Source organism: Pseudomonas sp. CFBP13508, assembly GCF_005233515.1.
Taxonomy (GTDB): domain Bacteria; phylum Pseudomonadota; class Gammaproteobacteria; order Pseudomonadales; family Pseudomonadaceae; genus Aquipseudomonas; species Aquipseudomonas mercuritolerans.
Genome location: NZ_QFZZ01000005.1, coordinates 139599 through 156505, shown reverse-complemented (window position 1 = coordinate 156505; position 16907 = coordinate 139599). Strand labels below are relative to the sequence as shown.

The 16907-nt window shown below is 61.3% G+C and carries 14 protein-coding genes and 1 pseudogene; 10 read left to right on the top strand and 5 right to left on the bottom strand.

The features are described from left to right. Positions 1-179 precede the first annotated feature (179 nt). Positions 180-3092: an aminotransferase gene (locus PspCFBP13508_RS15885; protein WP_137215076.1), complete on the bottom strand. Its 2913-nt coding sequence runs from the start codon at positions 3090-3092 to the stop codon at positions 180-182. Here PspCFBP13508_RS15885 and PspCFBP13508_RS15880 point away from each other — a divergent pair. From PspCFBP13508_RS15880 to PspCFBP13508_RS15860, 5 genes are all read left to right on the top strand, one after another. Next, positions 3069-3830 carry a DUF3916 domain-containing protein gene (locus PspCFBP13508_RS15880; protein WP_241669524.1) on the top strand — a complete coding sequence of 254 codons (762 nt, stop codon included), beginning with the start codon at positions 3069-3071 and terminating at the stop codon, positions 3828-3830. The two genes, PspCFBP13508_RS15885 and PspCFBP13508_RS15880, sit on opposite strands and share 24 nt — an antisense overlap. A gap of 82 nt (positions 3831-3912) precedes the next feature. Next, the gene (gene rfbC / locus PspCFBP13508_RS15875; RefSeq protein WP_110644793.1) at positions 3913-4458 is read left to right on the top strand and encodes a dTDP-4-dehydrorhamnose 3,5-epimerase; all 546 of its coding nucleotides are present in this window, start codon (positions 3913-3915) and stop codon (positions 4456-4458) included. Between the two features lie 42 nt (positions 4459-4500). Then, positions 4501-6309, top strand: a complete 1809-nt coding sequence (locus PspCFBP13508_RS15870; RefSeq protein WP_130910038.1) for an ATP-binding protein — start codon at positions 4501-4503, stop codon at positions 6307-6309. Beyond that, positions 6306-7688, top strand: coding sequence for a sigma-54 dependent transcriptional regulator (locus tag PspCFBP13508_RS15865; protein WP_137215075.1), 1383 nt, complete (start codon positions 6306-6308; stop codon positions 7686-7688). Before PspCFBP13508_RS15870 ends, PspCFBP13508_RS15865 begins: the two co-directional genes overlap by 4 nt. Next, positions 7685-8140 carry a YiiD C-terminal domain-containing protein gene (locus PspCFBP13508_RS15860; RefSeq protein WP_137215074.1) on the top strand — a complete coding sequence of 152 codons (456 nt, stop codon included), beginning with the start codon at positions 7685-7687 and terminating at the stop codon, positions 8138-8140. Before PspCFBP13508_RS15865 ends, PspCFBP13508_RS15860 begins: the two co-directional genes overlap by 4 nt. A 463-nt stretch (positions 8141-8603) precedes the next feature. Here the strand turns inward: PspCFBP13508_RS15860 and cysQ are convergent, their stop codons facing one another. Further along, positions 8604-9431: a 3'(2'),5'-bisphosphate nucleotidase CysQ gene (cysQ, locus tag PspCFBP13508_RS15855; protein WP_130910859.1), complete on the bottom strand. Its 828-nt coding sequence runs from the start codon at positions 9429-9431 to the stop codon at positions 8604-8606. 7 nt (positions 9432-9438) lie between these two features. Then, positions 9439-10008, bottom strand: coding sequence for an ADP compounds hydrolase NudE (nudE, locus tag PspCFBP13508_RS15850; protein WP_137215073.1), 570 nt, complete (start codon positions 10006-10008; stop codon positions 9439-9441). An 88-nt stretch (positions 10009-10096) separates the two neighbouring features. On the opposite strand from nudE, the gene yrfG reads away from it, so the two are divergent. Further along, the gene (yrfG, locus tag PspCFBP13508_RS15845; RefSeq protein ID WP_137215072.1) at positions 10097-10759 is read left to right on the top strand and encodes a GMP/IMP nucleotidase; all 663 of its coding nucleotides are present in this window, start codon (positions 10097-10099) and stop codon (positions 10757-10759) included. A gap of 101 nt (positions 10760-10860) precedes the next feature. Here the strand turns inward: yrfG and lysM are convergent, their stop codons facing one another. Beyond that, positions 10861-11301, bottom strand: a complete 441-nt coding sequence (lysM, locus tag PspCFBP13508_RS15840) for a peptidoglycan-binding protein LysM (protein ID WP_122601389.1) — start codon at positions 11299-11301, stop codon at positions 10861-10863. Between the two features lie 138 nt (positions 11302-11439). Here lysM and PspCFBP13508_RS15835 point away from each other — a divergent pair, with 138 nt between their 5' ends. The 4 genes from PspCFBP13508_RS15835 (at position 11440) to PspCFBP13508_RS15820 (ending at position 16419) form a co-directional block, all read left to right on the top strand. Continuing rightward, on the top strand, positions 11440-12327 hold the full coding sequence (locus tag PspCFBP13508_RS15835) for a LysR family transcriptional regulator (protein WP_016772169.1): 888 nt from the start codon (positions 11440-11442) through the stop codon (positions 12325-12327). A gap of 92 nt (positions 12328-12419) precedes the next feature. Continuing rightward, a complete protein-coding gene (fdhD, locus tag PspCFBP13508_RS15830) occupies positions 12420-13259 on the top strand; it encodes a formate dehydrogenase accessory sulfurtransferase FdhD (RefSeq protein WP_130910856.1) in 840 nt (279 codons plus the stop codon). Next, on the top strand, positions 13256-15604 hold the full coding sequence (locus PspCFBP13508_RS15825; RefSeq protein ID WP_137215071.1) for an FdhF/YdeP family oxidoreductase: 2349 nt from the start codon (positions 13256-13258) through the stop codon (positions 15602-15604). The genes fdhD and PspCFBP13508_RS15825 overlap by 4 nt, the downstream gene beginning before the upstream one ends. Before the next feature lie 332 nt (positions 15605-15936). Next, positions 15937-16419, top strand: a complete 483-nt coding sequence (locus PspCFBP13508_RS15820) for a glycine zipper domain-containing protein (protein ID WP_137215070.1) — start codon at positions 15937-15939, stop codon at positions 16417-16419. A gap of 55 nt (positions 16420-16474) precedes the next feature. Here the strand turns inward: PspCFBP13508_RS15820 and PspCFBP13508_RS15815 are convergent. After that, positions 16475-16905 (bottom strand): annotated as a pseudogene (locus PspCFBP13508_RS15815) (thioesterase family protein). Positions 16906-16907: the final 2 nt, after the last annotated feature.

Sequence of the window (16907 nt, the reverse complement as noted above, 5' to 3'; positions counted from 1 at the left end):
AGCTGTAAATAAAGAATCTCTCTGTCTTAACGCCAATTAACTCGATACAAATCGAACTTAAGACCAAAAACAAATGTGGGAGCGAGCCTGCTCGCGAATGCGCTGTGTCAGTCACCGCATGTGGCGACTGATACACAGCTTTCGCGAGCAGGCTCGCTCCCACAGGGGATGTGCCTTGCTTACAGGCCTTCGCTCAACACCCGTTCCAGCATTTCGACAAAGAAATCCACGCTCTGGCGCGACGTCACCATCGGTGGCTTGATTTTGAGGATGTTCAAGTCATCGCCCGTCGGCTGCATGAAAATCCCCAACTCGCGCAGGCGATCACACAGCAATGCAGTCTCGGCAGTTGCCGGTTCTAGCGTCTGGCGATTGCGGATCAGTTCCAGCCCGAGATAAAACCCGGAGCCGTGCACCGCGCCGACCAACGGATGTTTATCGATCAACGCTTCCAGGCGCGCCTTGAAGTGGCCGCCGACGACCTGGGCGTTCTCCCAGAGCTTTTCCTCTTCCATCACATCGAGCACCGCCATGCCGATCTGGCAACTGACCGGACTGCCGCCTGCCGACGAGAAGAAATAGCCCTCAGCCTCCAGCGCCTCGGCGATTTCCCGGCGAGTGATCACCGCGCCAAGTGGCTGACCGTTACCCATGCCTTTGGCCATGGTGATGATGTCCGGCACCACGCCCTGCTGTTCGAAGCCCCAGAAAAAATGGCCCATGCGCCCGTAACCGACCTGCACTTCGTCAGCGATGCACACCCCGCCCTGCGCGCGGACCTTTTCATACACCTGCGGCAAATAGCCCGGCGGTAAAGAAATACCCCCGGCATTGCCGTAGACCGGCTCGCAGATGAAACCGGCCAGTTGCCGCTTCTGCTCGGCCAGTTTTTGCAGATGATGCTCGACGCTGCGCACGTAATCCGGCGCCGAATCGGCGCCACGGAATTCGCCGCGATAAGTGTTCGGCGCCGGCACTGGGTGCACCCAGTCCGGGCGACTTTCCAGGGCCTTCGGGTTGTCGGCAATCGACGTCGATACCGCATCGGCACCGATCGTCCAGCCGTGATACGCCTCAAGCACGCTGATCATTTCGCGCCCGCCGCTGTAGGCCCAGGCCAGACGAATCGCCAGGTCATTGGCCTCGCTGCCGCTGTTGACCAGGAACACGCGATCCATGCCCTGCGGTGCAAGCTTCAGCAGGCGCTCGGAAAACTCGGCGACCGCCGCGTAGTTGAAGCGCGAATTGGTATTGAGCAACGACCACTGCCGCGCCGCGACCGCCGCCATCCGAGGGTGACCGTGGCCGAGCACGGCGACGTTGTTGAGCATGTCCAGATAGGATCGGCCGTGCATATCAATCAGGTGATTGCGCCAGCCGCGTTCAATGCGCGGCGGGTCAACGTAATAGTGTTTTTGCGTGCGGGCAAAACTGGCATCGCGGCGTTCGAGCAGGGTTTTCGCGTCCAGCTCAGGCTCGGCGTCGCAGGCCAGCCCTAGCAGAGTCGCCGGCGACGGGCACAACGCTTGCCACGCCGATGCACGGGACGGCGTGCAGAACAGCGGCGCGTCGAGCTCTGCTCCCCGGCACATCTGCACTAGCAGCGGCCCCGTGACCGCACCGAGCTTCTGGCCTCTATCCACTGCCACCCCATGTTCAAGAACAGGCGTCACGCCCCACAGGCGAACACTGAACTGCGGGCCATCGAGTTGCAGCGCACCGTTTGCCGCTTGCTTCAGAACGCCGGCGAACGGTGCTTGCACTTCGGCTCCAGCCGGCACACGCAATTCGACATGCAACGGGAACGTGTCCGGCTCAGTCGCGCTGTCTGGCCGAGTACGTGACAAGCGATACTGGCCATAACGCGTCGCCGCCAGCCCGTGCACCGCTGCGGCCTCTGTCAGCAAGCGCTGATCGATGCCCTGCTGCTCCCAGTTGCCCGCCTCGAAGTGCGGGCTCAACACGCCCAGATCGATCAGTGCGAATTCGCGCCCGACCAGCCCTGGCAACAATGGTGCAAATTCTGTGTTTTCGGCCTCTGGCACGGTCTGTCCCACGGCTGTGAGAATCGCCGCTTCCATCAGCGCCAGTGGCACCGAGGTCGCGACGCGAAAGATTTCCCACTCGTGACTGAGATTGTCGCGGCTATACGTATTGGTGGGGTCGATGCTCACCTGTTGCTCGCCACTGAGCACCAGCACCGCCGCCCGCGCCACGATCAATGGCCACAGCGCTTGCAGCTCAGCGTACTGCAACGGATTGACCGCGTGATAAGCCTTGACCGCCGGCAGGATGACAAACGGATCGCCATCGGCGTGATGCAGCAAAGCCGCACAGGTCACCGACAGATCGGTGATGCGCCAGGTGCGCACCAGATCACCGAAATCGATCACGCCCTGCAACTGCCAATGCCGCTGTGCATCGCGCGCCCATACGGCGTTGTCATCGGTGATGTCCATGTGAATCGCCTGCACCGGCAGTTTGTCCAGCAACGGCTGCAAACGGCGCTCGGCCTGCTCGGCGGCAGCGCTGATCGCCGCACCCTGCTGCGCGTCGGTGATCACCGGCAACAGATGATTGATCAACGCGCTGGCGTGACGCGCGTCCCACTGCAAGGTGCGTTCAAGGCCCGGGTGATCGAAGCCTGCCAGGGCCAGATCCATCTCGCCACAGAGTCGGCCAAACCCGGCGACCACGTCCTGGCCAAGATGATCGAAATCGGTCAACGGCTGGCCGTCGATGTACTCCAGCAAGCGCACATGCACCGTTTCGCCATTGGCTTGCAACGACAACAGATCGGCACCGTTATTGGCTGCGATGACGCGCGGCACCTTGATCGCCGAATGCTCGGCCAAGTATTTGAGCCCGGCGTGCTGGGCTTGCAGCTCCACAAGGGCGTAGTCGCCACGGCAGACTTTCAAGACGAAGCGCCCGCGCGCACTGTCGACGCGATAATTCAGATCCTGCTGGCTGCCCAGCGCCTGCAACGTGCCGCTGAACCCGTAATATTCGGCCAGCCATTGCAGCGCCTGCGCCTCTGAAACCTGCGGACCGGGCAAACTGGCGCGATGAATCAACGTGGCGAGCGGCATGAAACGACCCCTGAAATTTTATTAGGCGCTTATATCGCCATTGCATTGGCGGTTACGCAACCCCTCAAGACGTTGGCCGGTCGAACGGAAAAGGGCAATGCCGTCGCCGAAAGCCGTCCAGGCAAACTTTCCTACAAGACATTCAGATTGTGTTTCAGCGCAGCTCTGTGCAATCTGCGCCCCGAATTCACAGCACGGATGCAAGCCCAAGTCATGTCCCATCGTCGCCTCGCCCTTACCGACAAAAAGGTTCGCAACATCCCTCGCCGCTTACGTGCTTTGGCCGCTTGGGCCGCTGATTTCGAAGGTTACTTTCCAGCCAACCTGACTCTCGAGGATAAATACTGGAACTGGAAAATTCCGATTCACATGGCGATGGTCGAAGGAAAACAGGCAACGACCGATCTGAAAAGACAATGTGCCCAGCACTTGATCGACGCGGCTCAGCATCTACGCCTGGCTCGCCCGGAGCATGCGCTTGACTGCAGGGTGGTCGCAGCCATTTGTGTTCCCGGCATGTTTTCCAGCGAAATCTGTATCTATACGGATCTGGAATACCACCGCGGTCATATCCCTGCATCCGACAGCGAATACGTCGAAACCGGCAAAAGCCTGGCTCAAGAATGGGGTCTTGTGTTGCCACAGGGCATGCGCGAACGAGGTTTGCGCTACGAGGTTGAAGGCTGGGATGGGCAGACTTATGAAGAGGAACGCTGGTATTTTGGCGAGGTCGATTGACGCTCCGGCGTAGTCCGCACTCGCGCCCCGCAGCGCTTTGCGCAAGAATGTCGGCCATTCACACCTGTCTATGGAAATCCTCATGAATGTCATCACCACCGATCTGCCCGGTGTTCTGATCATCGAACCCAAGGTGTTCGGCGACGAGCGCGGTTTTTTCTACGAGAGTTTCAATGCCAAGGCGTTTCAGGACGCTACCGGTCTGGAAACGCAGTTTGTGCAGGACAACCATTCGCGCTCGCAAAAAGGCGTGCTGCGTGGCCTGCATTACCAGTTGCAGAACACCCAGGGCAAACTGGTTCGCGTGACCGCGGGTGAAGTGCTCGATGTGGCGGTGGACATCCGTCGCAGCTCGCCGCATTTCGGTAAATCGGTGGCGGTGCGCCTGTCGGCGGAAAACCATCGCCAGCTGTGGGTACCGGAAGGTTTCGCTCACGGTTTCGTGGTGCTGAGCGAGTTCGCCGAGTTCCTCTACAAGACCACCAACTATTACGACCCGACCTCCGAACGCAGCATTCGTTGGGACGACCCGGCGCTGGGCATCGACTGGCAACTGGACGAAGCGCCGAAGCTGTCGGCCAAGGACCAGGCGGCCGCGCTGCTCAAGGACGCTGACGTCTTCGCCTGAGGCCGGGCATAATGCGCCTGTCCCTACAGGCGTATCCGGCACATGAAACCACCGCTCCCCCGCAGACCTCGCTGGCGCAGCCTCGCACTGTTGGCCCTGTGCCTGGCGCCGCTACTGTGGCCGCTGGAACATCTTGCCGAGCGCTATTACCGCAGCGAACTCGCCGGGCAGAACCGCCAGACCCTCGATCTGTACGTGGCCAACCTGCTCGGCACCCTGCATCGCTACGAAGTGTTGCCGCAGATTCTCGGCGATCTGCCGGCCCTGCGCGCGGTGCTTGGTGCGCCGGACGACGGCGTGACCCAAGGCAACGCCAATCGCCTGCTGAAAAACATCGCCGCGCAGACCGGCGCCGAAGTCATGTACCTGATGGACACATCCGGCCAGACGCTGGCGGCGTCGAACTGGGACAAACGCGACAGCTTCGTCGGCCGCAACTTCGCGTTCCGCCCATATTTCAGCGAAGCCATGGCCGGGCGCCTCGGACGCTTCTTCGGCCTCGGCACCACTTCCGCCAAACGCGGCTACTTCTTCGCCGCTGCTGTGCGCAACGGCGAGAAAATCATCGGCGTGCTGGTGATCAAGGTCGACCTCGACCATACCGAAAGCCTGTGGGGCAAAACCCCGGAACAACTGTTGGTAACCGACCACAACGGCGTGGTCATTCTCACCTCGCGCCCGGAATGGCGCTTCCGCTCCACCCGCGAGTTGAGCGAAACCGAGCGCGCCGCGATCACTGCGATCCAGCCCTACCCGACCCGCGAACCCCGACCGCTGAATCTAAGCCCGGACGCCTGGCTGACGCAGACCCACGACATCGCCGAAACCGGCTGGAGCGTCAGCATCCTCGCCCCGCGCACGCTGATCGATCGTCCGGTGCGCACGGTGGTCGCGATCGGCGGCGCAACGCTGTTGGTGGTCATGCTGCTGGTGGGTTTGATGATGCAACGTCGCCGGCACTATCTGGAGCGCATCGCCTTTGAGGCCAAGGCGCGCCGCGAACTGGAAGGCCGGGTTGCCGAGCGCACCAGCGATCTGGAAGGCCTCAACCGCCGTTTGAAACAGGAAGTGCTTGAGCGCGAGCACGCGCAGCAGGAGCTGGTGCGCGCCCAGGACGATCTGGTCCAGGCCGGCAAACTGTCGGCGCTGGGGACCATGTCGGCAAGCATCAGTCACGAACTCAATCAGCCGCTGGCGGCAATTCGCAGCTATGCGGAAAACGCCGAAGTGCTGCTCGATCATCAGCGCACCGAGGACGCCCGGGGCAACCTCAAGCTGATCAGCGAACTGACCGGGCGCATGGCCTCGATTATCGCCCACCTGCGCGCCTTCGCCCGCCGCGATCGTCACGCACCGGAAAGCGTCGCCCTGCAACCGGCGCTGGACGATGCGCTGGCATTGCTGGCCAAACGTCGGCGCAGCATGGAGGTCGAACTGATTCGCGACTTGCCCGCCGCGACGCTGTGGGTCGAGGCCGGCGAAACCCGATTACGCCAGGTGCTCGGCAATTTGCTGGCCAACGCCCTCGATGCGCTGACCGAAAAAGGCCCGCCGCGCAAATTGTGGCTGAGTGCCGAAGCCACCGCCGACGGCGTCAATCTGTACATTCGCGACAACGGCCCCGGGTTCTGCATGGAAGCCCTTGGCCGCGCCAGCGAGCCCTTTTACACCACCAAGACCCGCACCCAGGGTCTGGGTCTGGGGCTGGCCATTTGTGAAACGCTGATGCGCGCCTTTGGTGGCGAGCTGTCGTTCGCCAACCACAAGCAAGGCGGCGCCCTGATCACCCTGCGCCTGCGCGCCGGTGCGCCCGGAGTCAGCCTGCAACCGTCCGAGGATCGAAGTGCATGACCATCGACAATCGCATCCAGGTAGTGTTGATCGACGACGATCCGCACTTGCGCCAGGCCCTCGGCCAGACGCTGGACCTGGCCGGCCTGAAAATCCTGCCGCTGTCCGAAGCCAAGGGCCTGGCCGCGCAACTTGAGCGTGACTGGCCGGGGGTGGTGGTCAGCGACATCCGCATGCCGGGCATGGACGGCCTCGAACTGTTGAGCGAGTTGCATGCACAGGATCCCGAGCTGCCGGTGCTGCTGATCACTGGCCATGGCGACGTACCGCTGGCAGTGCAGGCGATGCGCGCCGGCGCTTACGATTTTCTGGAAAAACCCTTTGCCAGCGATGCGCTGCTCGACAGCGTCCGTCGCGCCCTCGCGCTACGGCGGCTGGTGCTGGACAACCGCAGCCTGCGTCTGGCCTTGAGCGACCGCAACGAATTGAGCGCGCGACTGGTCGGCCATTCGACGCCGATGCTGCGTCTGCGTGAGCAGATCGGTGCGCTGGCGGCGACCAAGGCTGACGTGCTGATCCTCGGCGAAACCGGCGCTGGCAAAGAGGTGGTTGCCCGCGCGCTGCACGACTTGTCGAGCCGCCGCAACGGTCCGTTCGTGGCGATCAACGCCGGCGCGCTGGCGGAATCGGTGGTGGAAAGCGAGCTGTTCGGTCACGAACCCGGCGCCTTCACCGGGGCGCAAAAACGCCGCATCGGCAAATTCGAATTCGCCAACGGCGGCACGCTGTTTCTCGACGAAATCGAAAGCATGAGCATGGACGTGCAAGTGAAACTGCTGCGCATGCTGCAGGAGCGCGTTGTTGAACGCCTGGGCGGCAATCAGTTGATCCCGCTGGACATCCGCGTCATCGCCGCGACCAAGGAAGATCTGCGCCAAGCGGCGGATCAGGGTCGCTTCCGCGCCGACTTGTATTACCGCCTCAACGTCGCACCGCTGCGCATCCCGCCGCTGCGCGAAAGGGGCGAAGACGCACTGGTGCTGTTCCAGCACTACGCCGATGAAGCCAGCGTCCGCCACGGCTTGCCGCCCCATGAGCTGCAACCGGCACACCGCGCCCTGCTGCTGCGCCACACCTGGCCGGGCAATGTGCGTGAACTGCAAAATGCCGCCGAACGCTTCGCCCTCGGGCTTGAACTGGCACTGGACAACAGCGCTGATGGCAGCGGCGGCACGCCGGTAGAAGTGGTCAGTGGCGGCCTCAGCGAGCAAGTGGAAAACTTCGAAAAATCGTTGATAGCCGCTGAACTGGCGCGCTCGCACAGCTCGGTGCGCAGCCTCGCCGAAGCCTTGGGTATTCCGCGCAAGACCCTGCATGACAAGCTGCGCAAACACGGTCTGAATTTCGGCGACAGCAGCCACGGGGAAGACCACGAATGAGCAGCGCAAGCGAATACCTGCAAACGGTGCTGCATCACGACATTCCGCTGACCGCCGAGATGGGCCTCGAAGTGCTTGAGTGGCGTGAGCAGCAATTGAGCCTGCACCTGCCGCTTGCGCCCAACGTCAATCACAAGAGCACCATGTTTGGCGGCAGCCTCTACTGCGGCGCGGTGCTGGCCGGTTGGGGCTGGTTGCATTTACGTTTGAAGGAAGAAGGGATTGCCGACGGACATATCGTCATTCAGGAAGGACAGATCAGTTATCCGCTGCCGGTGACCGGGGACGCCGTGGCCATCTGCCCGGCGCCGGATGCGGCGGTGTGGAAGCGCTTTGTGGCGATGTATCGGCGATATGGGCGGGCGCGGCTGACGCTGGATACGCGGATACTGAATGCGGGAAGTGAGGACGAGGCGGTTAGATTTACCGGGCAGTACGTTTTGCACCGTTGAAGATCAACAGCCCCTCACCCTAGCCCTCTCCCGAGGGAGAGGGAACCGATACGGGGATGCTACAGATTTAAGTCGACCTGAAACTGCTTCGCCGAATCCACAATCGACTCGATCCTCCAGGTCCATGCATAGCGCCAGACAACTCGGTCGGCTCCCTCTCCTGGGGGAGAGGGAGCCGATACGGGGATGCTACAGATTTACGTCGACCTGAAACTACTTCGCCGAATCCACAATCGACTCGATTCTCCAGGTCGATGCATAGCGCCAGACAACTCGGTCGGCTCCCTCTCCTGGGGGAGAGGGAACCGATACGGGGATGCTACAGATTTACGTCGACCTGAAACTGCTTCGCGGAATCCACAATCGACTCGATTCTCAAGGTCGATGCATGGCGCCAGACAACTCGGTCGGCTCCCTCTCCTGGGGGAGAGGGCTGGGGTGAGGGGAATTGCGGATCAGGCAGTTAGCCTCGGGCCAACTCCAACAACCGTCCGCGCCACGCAGCCTTCGCCGGCAGCGCCAGAAAGAACTCGTTCAACAGTGATTCTCGCGGCGGATAACTGAACGCCTCGCCGCTCAGATCCAGCACCTCGCCCCCCGCGCCTTCCAGCACGCCCTGAGCTGCCGCCGTGTCCCACTGCGAAGTCGGCGCCAGGCGCGGATAGCAGTCGGCAGCACCTTCGGCCAACAGACAGAACTTCAAGGAACTGCCGATATTGGCCAGTTGCAACTCACCAAGACTGGCGCTCAACCCGGCCAGCAAACGCTCTTGCTCGGGACTTGAATGGCGACGGCTGGCCACCACAGTAAACGCCTCGCCCGGTGCAGGCACATCACGCACCTGAATCGCCGTCGGCGTACCACCTTCGTCGCCACGCCAGGCTCCAAATCCGGCACCGCCGACGTAAAAACGACCGTTGGTCGGCATCGTCACCACACCAAATACCACCCGGCCATTTTCGATCAGCGCGATGTTGACGGTGAATTCCTCGCTACCGCTGATGAACTCCTTGGTACCGTCCAGCGGATCCACCAGCCACCAGCGCTGCCAACCGGCGCGCACGCTCTGCGGGATATCGGCGTCCTCTTCGGACAGCACTGGAATGCTCGGATCAAGGGCCGTCAGCCCCGCAACGATAAGGTGATGCGCAGCCAGGTCGGCGGCCGTCACCGGCGAATCATCGGACTTGGCCGTGACTTCAACGCCTGCACGCCAGAATGGCAAAATCGCCTCGCCAGCCTGCAATGCCAGCTCAACCACTGGTGCCATCAGCGGATGGGGAAAACTCATCGACGTCTCACTCATCGCTGAATACCCCGCGCTGGCTCAGCAGATCACGGGTCAAATATAGTGCCGCCAATGCGCGGCCTTCGGTGAATTGCGGATTGAGCGCCAGCGCCGACAGTTCGCGCAGGTTGACCTTGTCGACCCGCATCGGCTCCGGCTCATCGCCTTCCAGCCGTTCTTCGTAGAGGTCGGTGGCCAGTACCACTTGGATCTTCTGGCTCATGTAACCGGGCGACAGCGACAGCTCGGTCAGATGTTCCAGTTGACGCGCGCCATAACCGGCCTCTTCCTTGAGTTCCCGCTCGGCCGCCGCCAGCACGTCCTCGCCCGGCTCGATCAGGCCTTTGGGCAGAGACAGTTCGTATTCGTCGGTGCCACCGCAGTATTCCTCGATCAGCACTGCATGTTCGGCATCAAGCATCGCGACGATCATCACCGCGCCGTAGCCAGCGCCTTTGCCAACCAGACGCTCGTAAGTGCGCTCCACGCCATTGGAAAATCGCAGCTTGAGTTCTTCGACGCGAAACAGGCGACTGGTGGCGACGATCTCGCGGGCGAGTACGGTGGGTTTCTGGCGCATGCAAAGCTCCTTGGCGTGAACGCGCTACTATAACGCGGCTTTCCCGATTGTTTGCGTCGGATATCTTTTCACCGTTCGAGACGTTGCCATGCCTTCTTTACCGTGGTCCGACATCGATACCGTTCTGCTCGACATGGACGGCACGCTGCTGGATCTGCACTTCGACAACCATTTCTGGCTCGAGCACCTGCCCCAGCGCTACGCCGAACTGCACGGCATCAGCCGGGCCATGGCCGAGCTGGAATTGCAGCCATTGTTCGAGCGCCATGCCGGCCAGTTGCAGTGGTACTGCCTGGATTTCTGGAGCGCGGAACTGAAATTGTCGGTGCGTGAACTGAAACAGGAAACCGCCCACTTGATCGCCCTGCGCGCGGATGCCGATACCTTTCTCGACGCAATCAAACGCGCCGGCAAACGGGTGATCATGATCACCAACGCGCACCGCGATTCGCTGTCGTTGAAACTGGAACGGATCGAACTGGCACCATACTTCGAGCGGCTGATCAGCTCGCACGACTATGGTTATCCCAAGGAGAACCCGCAGTTCTGGGATGCCTTGCAGGCCGACATCGGATTTGATCCGGCGCGCAGCCTGTTTATCGATGACACCTTGCCAATCCTGCGCAGCGCACGGGGTTTTGGCGTGGCGCATTTGCTCGCGGTTAAGGAACCGGACAGCCGCAAAGGGCCGAAGGACACGGCAGAATTTGCCGCAGTCGAAGACTACCGCGATCTCATTGCCGGACTCTGATCCCTGCAGGAGCTGCCGAAGGCTGCGATCTTTTGATTTGCGTTTTTTAAAGTCAAAGTCAAAAGATCGCAGCCTGCGGCAGCTCCTACATGGGCAGCGCGTTATTTTGGAATGCGCAGCTTTTGCCCCGGATAAATCTTGTTCACATCCTTGAGCATCGGTTTGTTGGCTTCGAAAATCTTCTCGTACTGGTTGGCATTGCCATAGACACGCAGGGAAATCGCACTGAGCGTGTCACCTGCTTTGACCTCGACAAACTCTGCCGCAACCACCACCGGCCCGGTCACGGTGATCTGATCATCCACACTGCCCACGCCAGCAATGTTGCCCACCGCGAGCACAATCTTTTCCTTCTCTTCCTGACTCGCCACCTCACCGGTGATTGTCACTTTGTCCCCATCCACGGTCGCCTGCACATTGGGATTGCCCAGTCCGACCTTGCTGATATGTTCCTTCAACTGCTCGCTGGCATTGGCGTTTCCGGGAGTCAACAGATCAAGCAGTTTCTCACCGGCTTCTTTGACAAAACTCAAAAGGCTCATTGCATTCACTCCATGTAATAAAGGGTCAGTCGTCCAAGCCTAGACCACCCTGGCCAAACCCGGTTCCAGTCCGACCAATGACGCTGCCGCGCCGCAGACGGTAGAATCGCCACACCCCGCCAACCGCCCGGAGCGAAGATGGACATCAAGCAACTGAAATTCCTCATCGCCCTCGACGAAACCCGCCATTTCGGCCAGGCCGCCGCGCGCTGCCACATCACCCAGCCGACCCTGTCGATGCGCTTGCGCAGCCTCGAAGAAGAACTCGACCTGCCATTGGTCAATCGCGGCCAGCGCTTTGAAGGCTTCACCGCACCGGGCGAACGCGTGCTGGCGTGGGCGCGTACGGTGCTGGCGGCTTACGACGGCTTGCAGGCGGAAGCGGCGGCCTGTCGCGGCAACCTGATCGGTACGCTGCGCCTGGGCGTGGTGCCGCTGTCGAGCTTCGATCCCTTGCCGCTGATGCAACGTCTGCATGCGGCGCACCCGGACCTGCGTTTCGAGCTGTCTTCGCTGAGCTCCGAACAGGTGCTCGAACACCTGGCGAACAACCGCATCGACATTGGCGTTTCGTATCTGGAACGTCTGGACAGCGAGCGCTTCGATTCGCTGGCCTTTAACGAGACGCGCATGGGCCTGCTCTATGACGAGCGCTCGTTCAACTTCGGCGAAGAACCCCTGAGCTGGGAATCGCTGATCGAATTGCCGCTGTGCATGCTCACCAGCGGCATGCACTTTCGCCAGTCCATCGACCACAACTTCCACAGCCGCGGCCTGACCCCGCAGCCGCTGCTGCAAACCGACGCCGTGCATCAACTGCTGCAAGCGGTACACGGCGGCTTTTGCTGCGCAATCATGCCCCTGGACGGCGGCGCGGAAACCCTCGCCGATCACCTGCGCCTGCAACCGATCGAGAACGCCCACACCCTCGCGCCGCTGGGGCTGATCATGCGCCGGGGCGCGCCGCGTTCAGCGCTGGCGGAAGCTTGTTTCGCGCTTTATCAGAAATCGCCAAAAGACGCTTGATCGACGGCATCTATCGGTAGATCGGTAATAGCGATTAGACGCGACAACTTGCCGCGCCTAGTCTTGACCTAGATCAAACCGTCGGTGATGCCATGAACGCCAAGCGCCCAGCCTGCGCGGCGCCAGCAATTGAAACGCCCGCGCCTGCCGCCAGCCAGACCTACAGCTACAGCGATTTACCCCTTGAGGCATCGGCCAGCACCGCGCTGGCCGAGGAAGTCGCGTTGGCGATCGCCTACAACGGCATCAGTCAGGCAGTGATGCTGGTTACACCGACCGATCTTGAAGATTTCATCGTCGGTTTCAGCCTCGGCAGCGGCATCATCGAAGACGCCAGCGATATCTACGATCTGCAACTGACAGGCTCAGGCTCGGCGCAATACGCGCAGGTGACCATCGCTAACCGTGCGTTCTGGAACCTCAAGCAACAGCGTCGGCAGTTGGCCGGCACCAGCGGTTGCGGATTGTGCGGCGTCGAAGCCGTCGAACAGGCGCTGCCCGATCTCAAGGTATTGCCGGGCGCAGCCTTGCCACCGATCGAATGGCTCGACGGTTTGCGCCAGCGCATCGGCGCGTACCAGCCGCTCGGTCAGCACTGCGGCGCGGTGCATGCGGCGGTGTTCATGAATGCCAGCGGTGAATTGCTGCTCGGCCGCGAAGACATCGGCCGCCATAACGCCCTCGACAAGCTGATCGGCGGGTTGATCCGCCAGAAGATTTCCACCGAAGGCGGCCTGGCGATTGTCACCAGCCGTTGCAGCCTCGAATTGATCCAGAAAGTCTTGCGTGCCGGCATCCAGACCCTGGTCAGCCTGTCGGCACCCACCGGCCTCGCCGTGCAATGGGCCCGGCGCCACAACCTCAATCTCATCCACCTGCCGCAGAAAAGTGCGCCGCGGGTGTACAGCCCCGCGATGGAGAATCAAGCGTGAGCCAACATCATCAAGCCGACCAGAAACCTGTCCCGCGCTACAAGCCTTACAAAGGTGCCGCTGGCGGCTGGGGCGCCCTGATCAGTGTGGCCCAGGCGTGGCTGACCAGCGACAACGCCCTGAAAAACCTGCGCATGATGCTCAAGACCAACCAGAACGGCGGCTTCGACTGCCCGGGTTGCGCCTGGGGTGATTCGCCGGAGAGCGGCATGGTCAAGTTCTGCGAGAACGGCGCCAAAGCGGTGAACTGGGAAGCGACCAAGCGTCGCGTCGATGCGAAATTCTTCGCCAAGCACAGCGTCACTTCCCTGCTGGAACAAAGCGATTACTGGCTGGAATATCAGGGTCGCCTGACTGAGCCGATGGTCTACGACGCCGAATCCGATCGCTACAAGCCGATCTCTTGGGAAGATGCCTTCGCCCTGATCGGCAAGCACCTGCGCAATCTGCCAAGCCCGGATCAGGCGGAGTTCTACACCTCGGGGCGCGCCAGCAACGAAGCGGCGTATCTGTATCAGCTGTTCGTGCGAGCTTACGGCACCAACAATTTTCCTGACTGCTCGAACATGTGCCACGAGGCCAGCGGCGTGGCGTTGGCGCAGAGCGTCGGGGTCGGCAAAGGCACGGTGACCTTCGACGACTTCGAACACGCCGACGCGATTTTCGTCTGGGGCCAGAACCCCGGCACCAACCATCCGCGCATGCTCGAACCGTTGCGTGAAGCGGTGAAACGCGGCGCCCAAGTGGTGTGCATCAATCCGCTGAAAGAGCGCGGTCTGGAGCGTTTCCAGCATCCACAGCACCCGATCGAAATGCTCACCAACGGCGACAAGCCGACCAACACCGCGTATTTTCGCCCGGCTCTCGGCGGCGACATGGCGGTGCTGCGCGGCATGGCCAAGTTCCTTCTGCAATGGGAGCGCGATGCACAGAAGGCTGGCGAGCCGGCGGTGTTCGACCATGATTTCCTCAATGCTCACAGCGCTAACGTGCTGGAGTATCTGGCCATCGTCGACGACACCTCGTGGGAGCAGATCGTCGAGCAGTCCGGCCTGACCCTGGTCGAGATCGAGCAAGCCGCGCGCATGTACGCCAAAGGCAAGAACGTGATCATGTGCTGGGCCATGGGCATCACCCAGCACCGTCATTCGGTGCCGACCATTCAGGAAATCGCCAACCTGATGCTGCTGCGCGGCAACATCGGCAAACCGGGCGCCGGTCTGTGCCCGGTGCGCGGCCACAGCAACGTACAGGGCGACCGCACCATGGGCATCAACGAGCGTCCACCGGTGGCGTTCCTCGATTCCCTGGAACGTCGCTTCCAGTTCAAGGTGCCGCGGCATAACGGTCACAACGTGGTCGAGGCAATCCATGCAATGGCCGAAGGTCGCGCCAAGGTGTTCATCGGGCTGGGCGGCAACTTCGCCCAGGCCACGCCGGATAGCTCGCGCACCTTCGAAGCGCTGAGCAACTGTGACCTGACCGTGCAGATCAGCACCAAGCTCAACCGCAGCCACCTCGCTCACGGCAAAGACGCGCTGATCCTGCCGTGCCTGGGCCGCACCGACATCGATATCCAGACTGAAGGCCCGCAAGCGGTGACCGTGGAAGACTCGTTCAGCATGGTCCACGCCTCCAACGGCCAGTTGCAGCCGCTGTCGAACCAGATGCGCTCGGAACCATCGATCATCGCAGGCATCGCTGCCGCCACTCTCGGCAGCCAACCGGTGGACTGGAACTGGCTGGTAGCCGATTACGGGCGCATTCGCGAACTGATCGCCGACACCATCCCGAATTTCAAAGACTTCAACGACAAGATCAAAAACCCGGGCGGCTTCTATCTGGGCAATTCCGCCGGGGCACGCAAGTGGAATACGCCATCAGGCCGGGCCAACTTCCGCGCCAACCAGTTGCCGAAAGATCTGGTTCACGAACGCACCCGCGCCACCGGCCAGGTGCCGGATCTGATCCTGCAATCGATGCGTTCCCACGATCAGTACAACACGACGATCTATGGTCTCGATGACCGTTATCGTGGTGTGAAGGGCCAGCGTGACGTGTTGTTCGCCAACGAGGCCGACATCATTCGTCTGGGCTTCCGTCCGGGACAGAAGGCCGACATCGTGTCGATCTGGGACGACGGTCGCGAGCGCCGGGTGAAAGGTTTTACATTGTTGGCGTTCGATATTCCTGCGGGGCAGGCGGCGGCGTACTATCCGGAAGTCAACCCGCTGGTGCCGCTGGAAAGTACGGGGGATGGCAGCCACACGCCGACGTCGAAGTTCATTGCGATCCGGCTGGAAGCGGCGGGTGAGAGCGGGTTGATCATGGCTAAATCCGCTTAACCGCGGAGCCAGATCCGGCCCCTTCGCGAGCAGGCTCGCTCCCACAATTGGAATACGTTTCAAATGTGGGAGCGAGCCTGCTCGCGAAAGCGATCGACCTAGCAACAGATCTGCCGTGGCGAAGATTTTCGACCGCCCACAAAAAAGGCCGTTTTTGCATAAAAACGGCCTGTCCGAAGTAGCTAAAGACCGGCGAAAATCGGTTAAGTTCCGGTGAAAAAACAGTAACTTGCAATCTTGTATACAAGTCGTGTTATTCGTCGGATTTTGATTGTCACGCCCAATGCAGAGCCTCAGGATCGGCGCCGTCATCCCTTTGAGGCTCATCCTCTATGAAGTTCTCCTCGATTCTCTTGTTGTCCCTTGGCCTGGTCAGTGGCTTCGCTTCTGCCGGAGGCACCGCCGAAGCCGGCGTGGGCGGCGCATTGGGCGGGGTTCTTGGCTCGGTCGTCGGTCAGTCTATAGGCGGCAATACAGGTTCAACCATCGGCGCGGCCCTGGGCGGCGCGGGTGGTAGTGCGGTCGGCGCTGACCGTCACAGCCGTGGCGAAGCGGCCATCGGCGGCGCACTGGGTGCTGCTGGCGGTAACGTGGTTGGCCGCAGTCTCGGCGGCACCACCGGCAGCCTGATCGGCTCCGCCGCAGGTGGCGGTGCTGGTGGTGCGCTGGGTAACTACATGGGCCGCGATGACGACGATGGTCGTCACTACGATCGCCGTTACGATGACCGTCGCTACTACCGTGACCGTGGTCATCCGGGTCGCGGTCACGCCTACGGCCACCGCAAGCACCACAAGTACTATCGCCACCGTTAAGGCGAAGGCTTGAACGAAAATCGCAGCCCTTGTGGCTGCGATTTTTTTTGCGCGTCTAGATCACCAGCCGCTCCAGCGTCCCACGCAAACCTGCCGGAATCGGCACCGGCTGATTGGTAGCCCGATCGACAAACACATGCACGAACCGTCCCGCCGCACACGCCTCGCTTTCGCCAACCTTGAACACAGCCAGTTCGTATTGCACCGAACTGTTGCCCAGCTTGCCGACCCGCAGCCCGATCTCGATCAAATCCGGAAAAGCGATCGAGGCAAAGTAATCGCAGGCCGAACTGACCACGAATCCCACCACTTCGCGTCATGAATATCCAGGCCACCGACCTGAATCAGGTAGGTGTTCACCGCCGTGTCGAAGAAGCTGTAGTAGGTGACGTTGTTGACATGACCGTAGGCGTCGTTGTCGTGCCAGCGTGTGGTGATGGGCTGGAAGTGGGGATAGTCGGTGCGCTGTGGTGTCGGGTTGGACATTG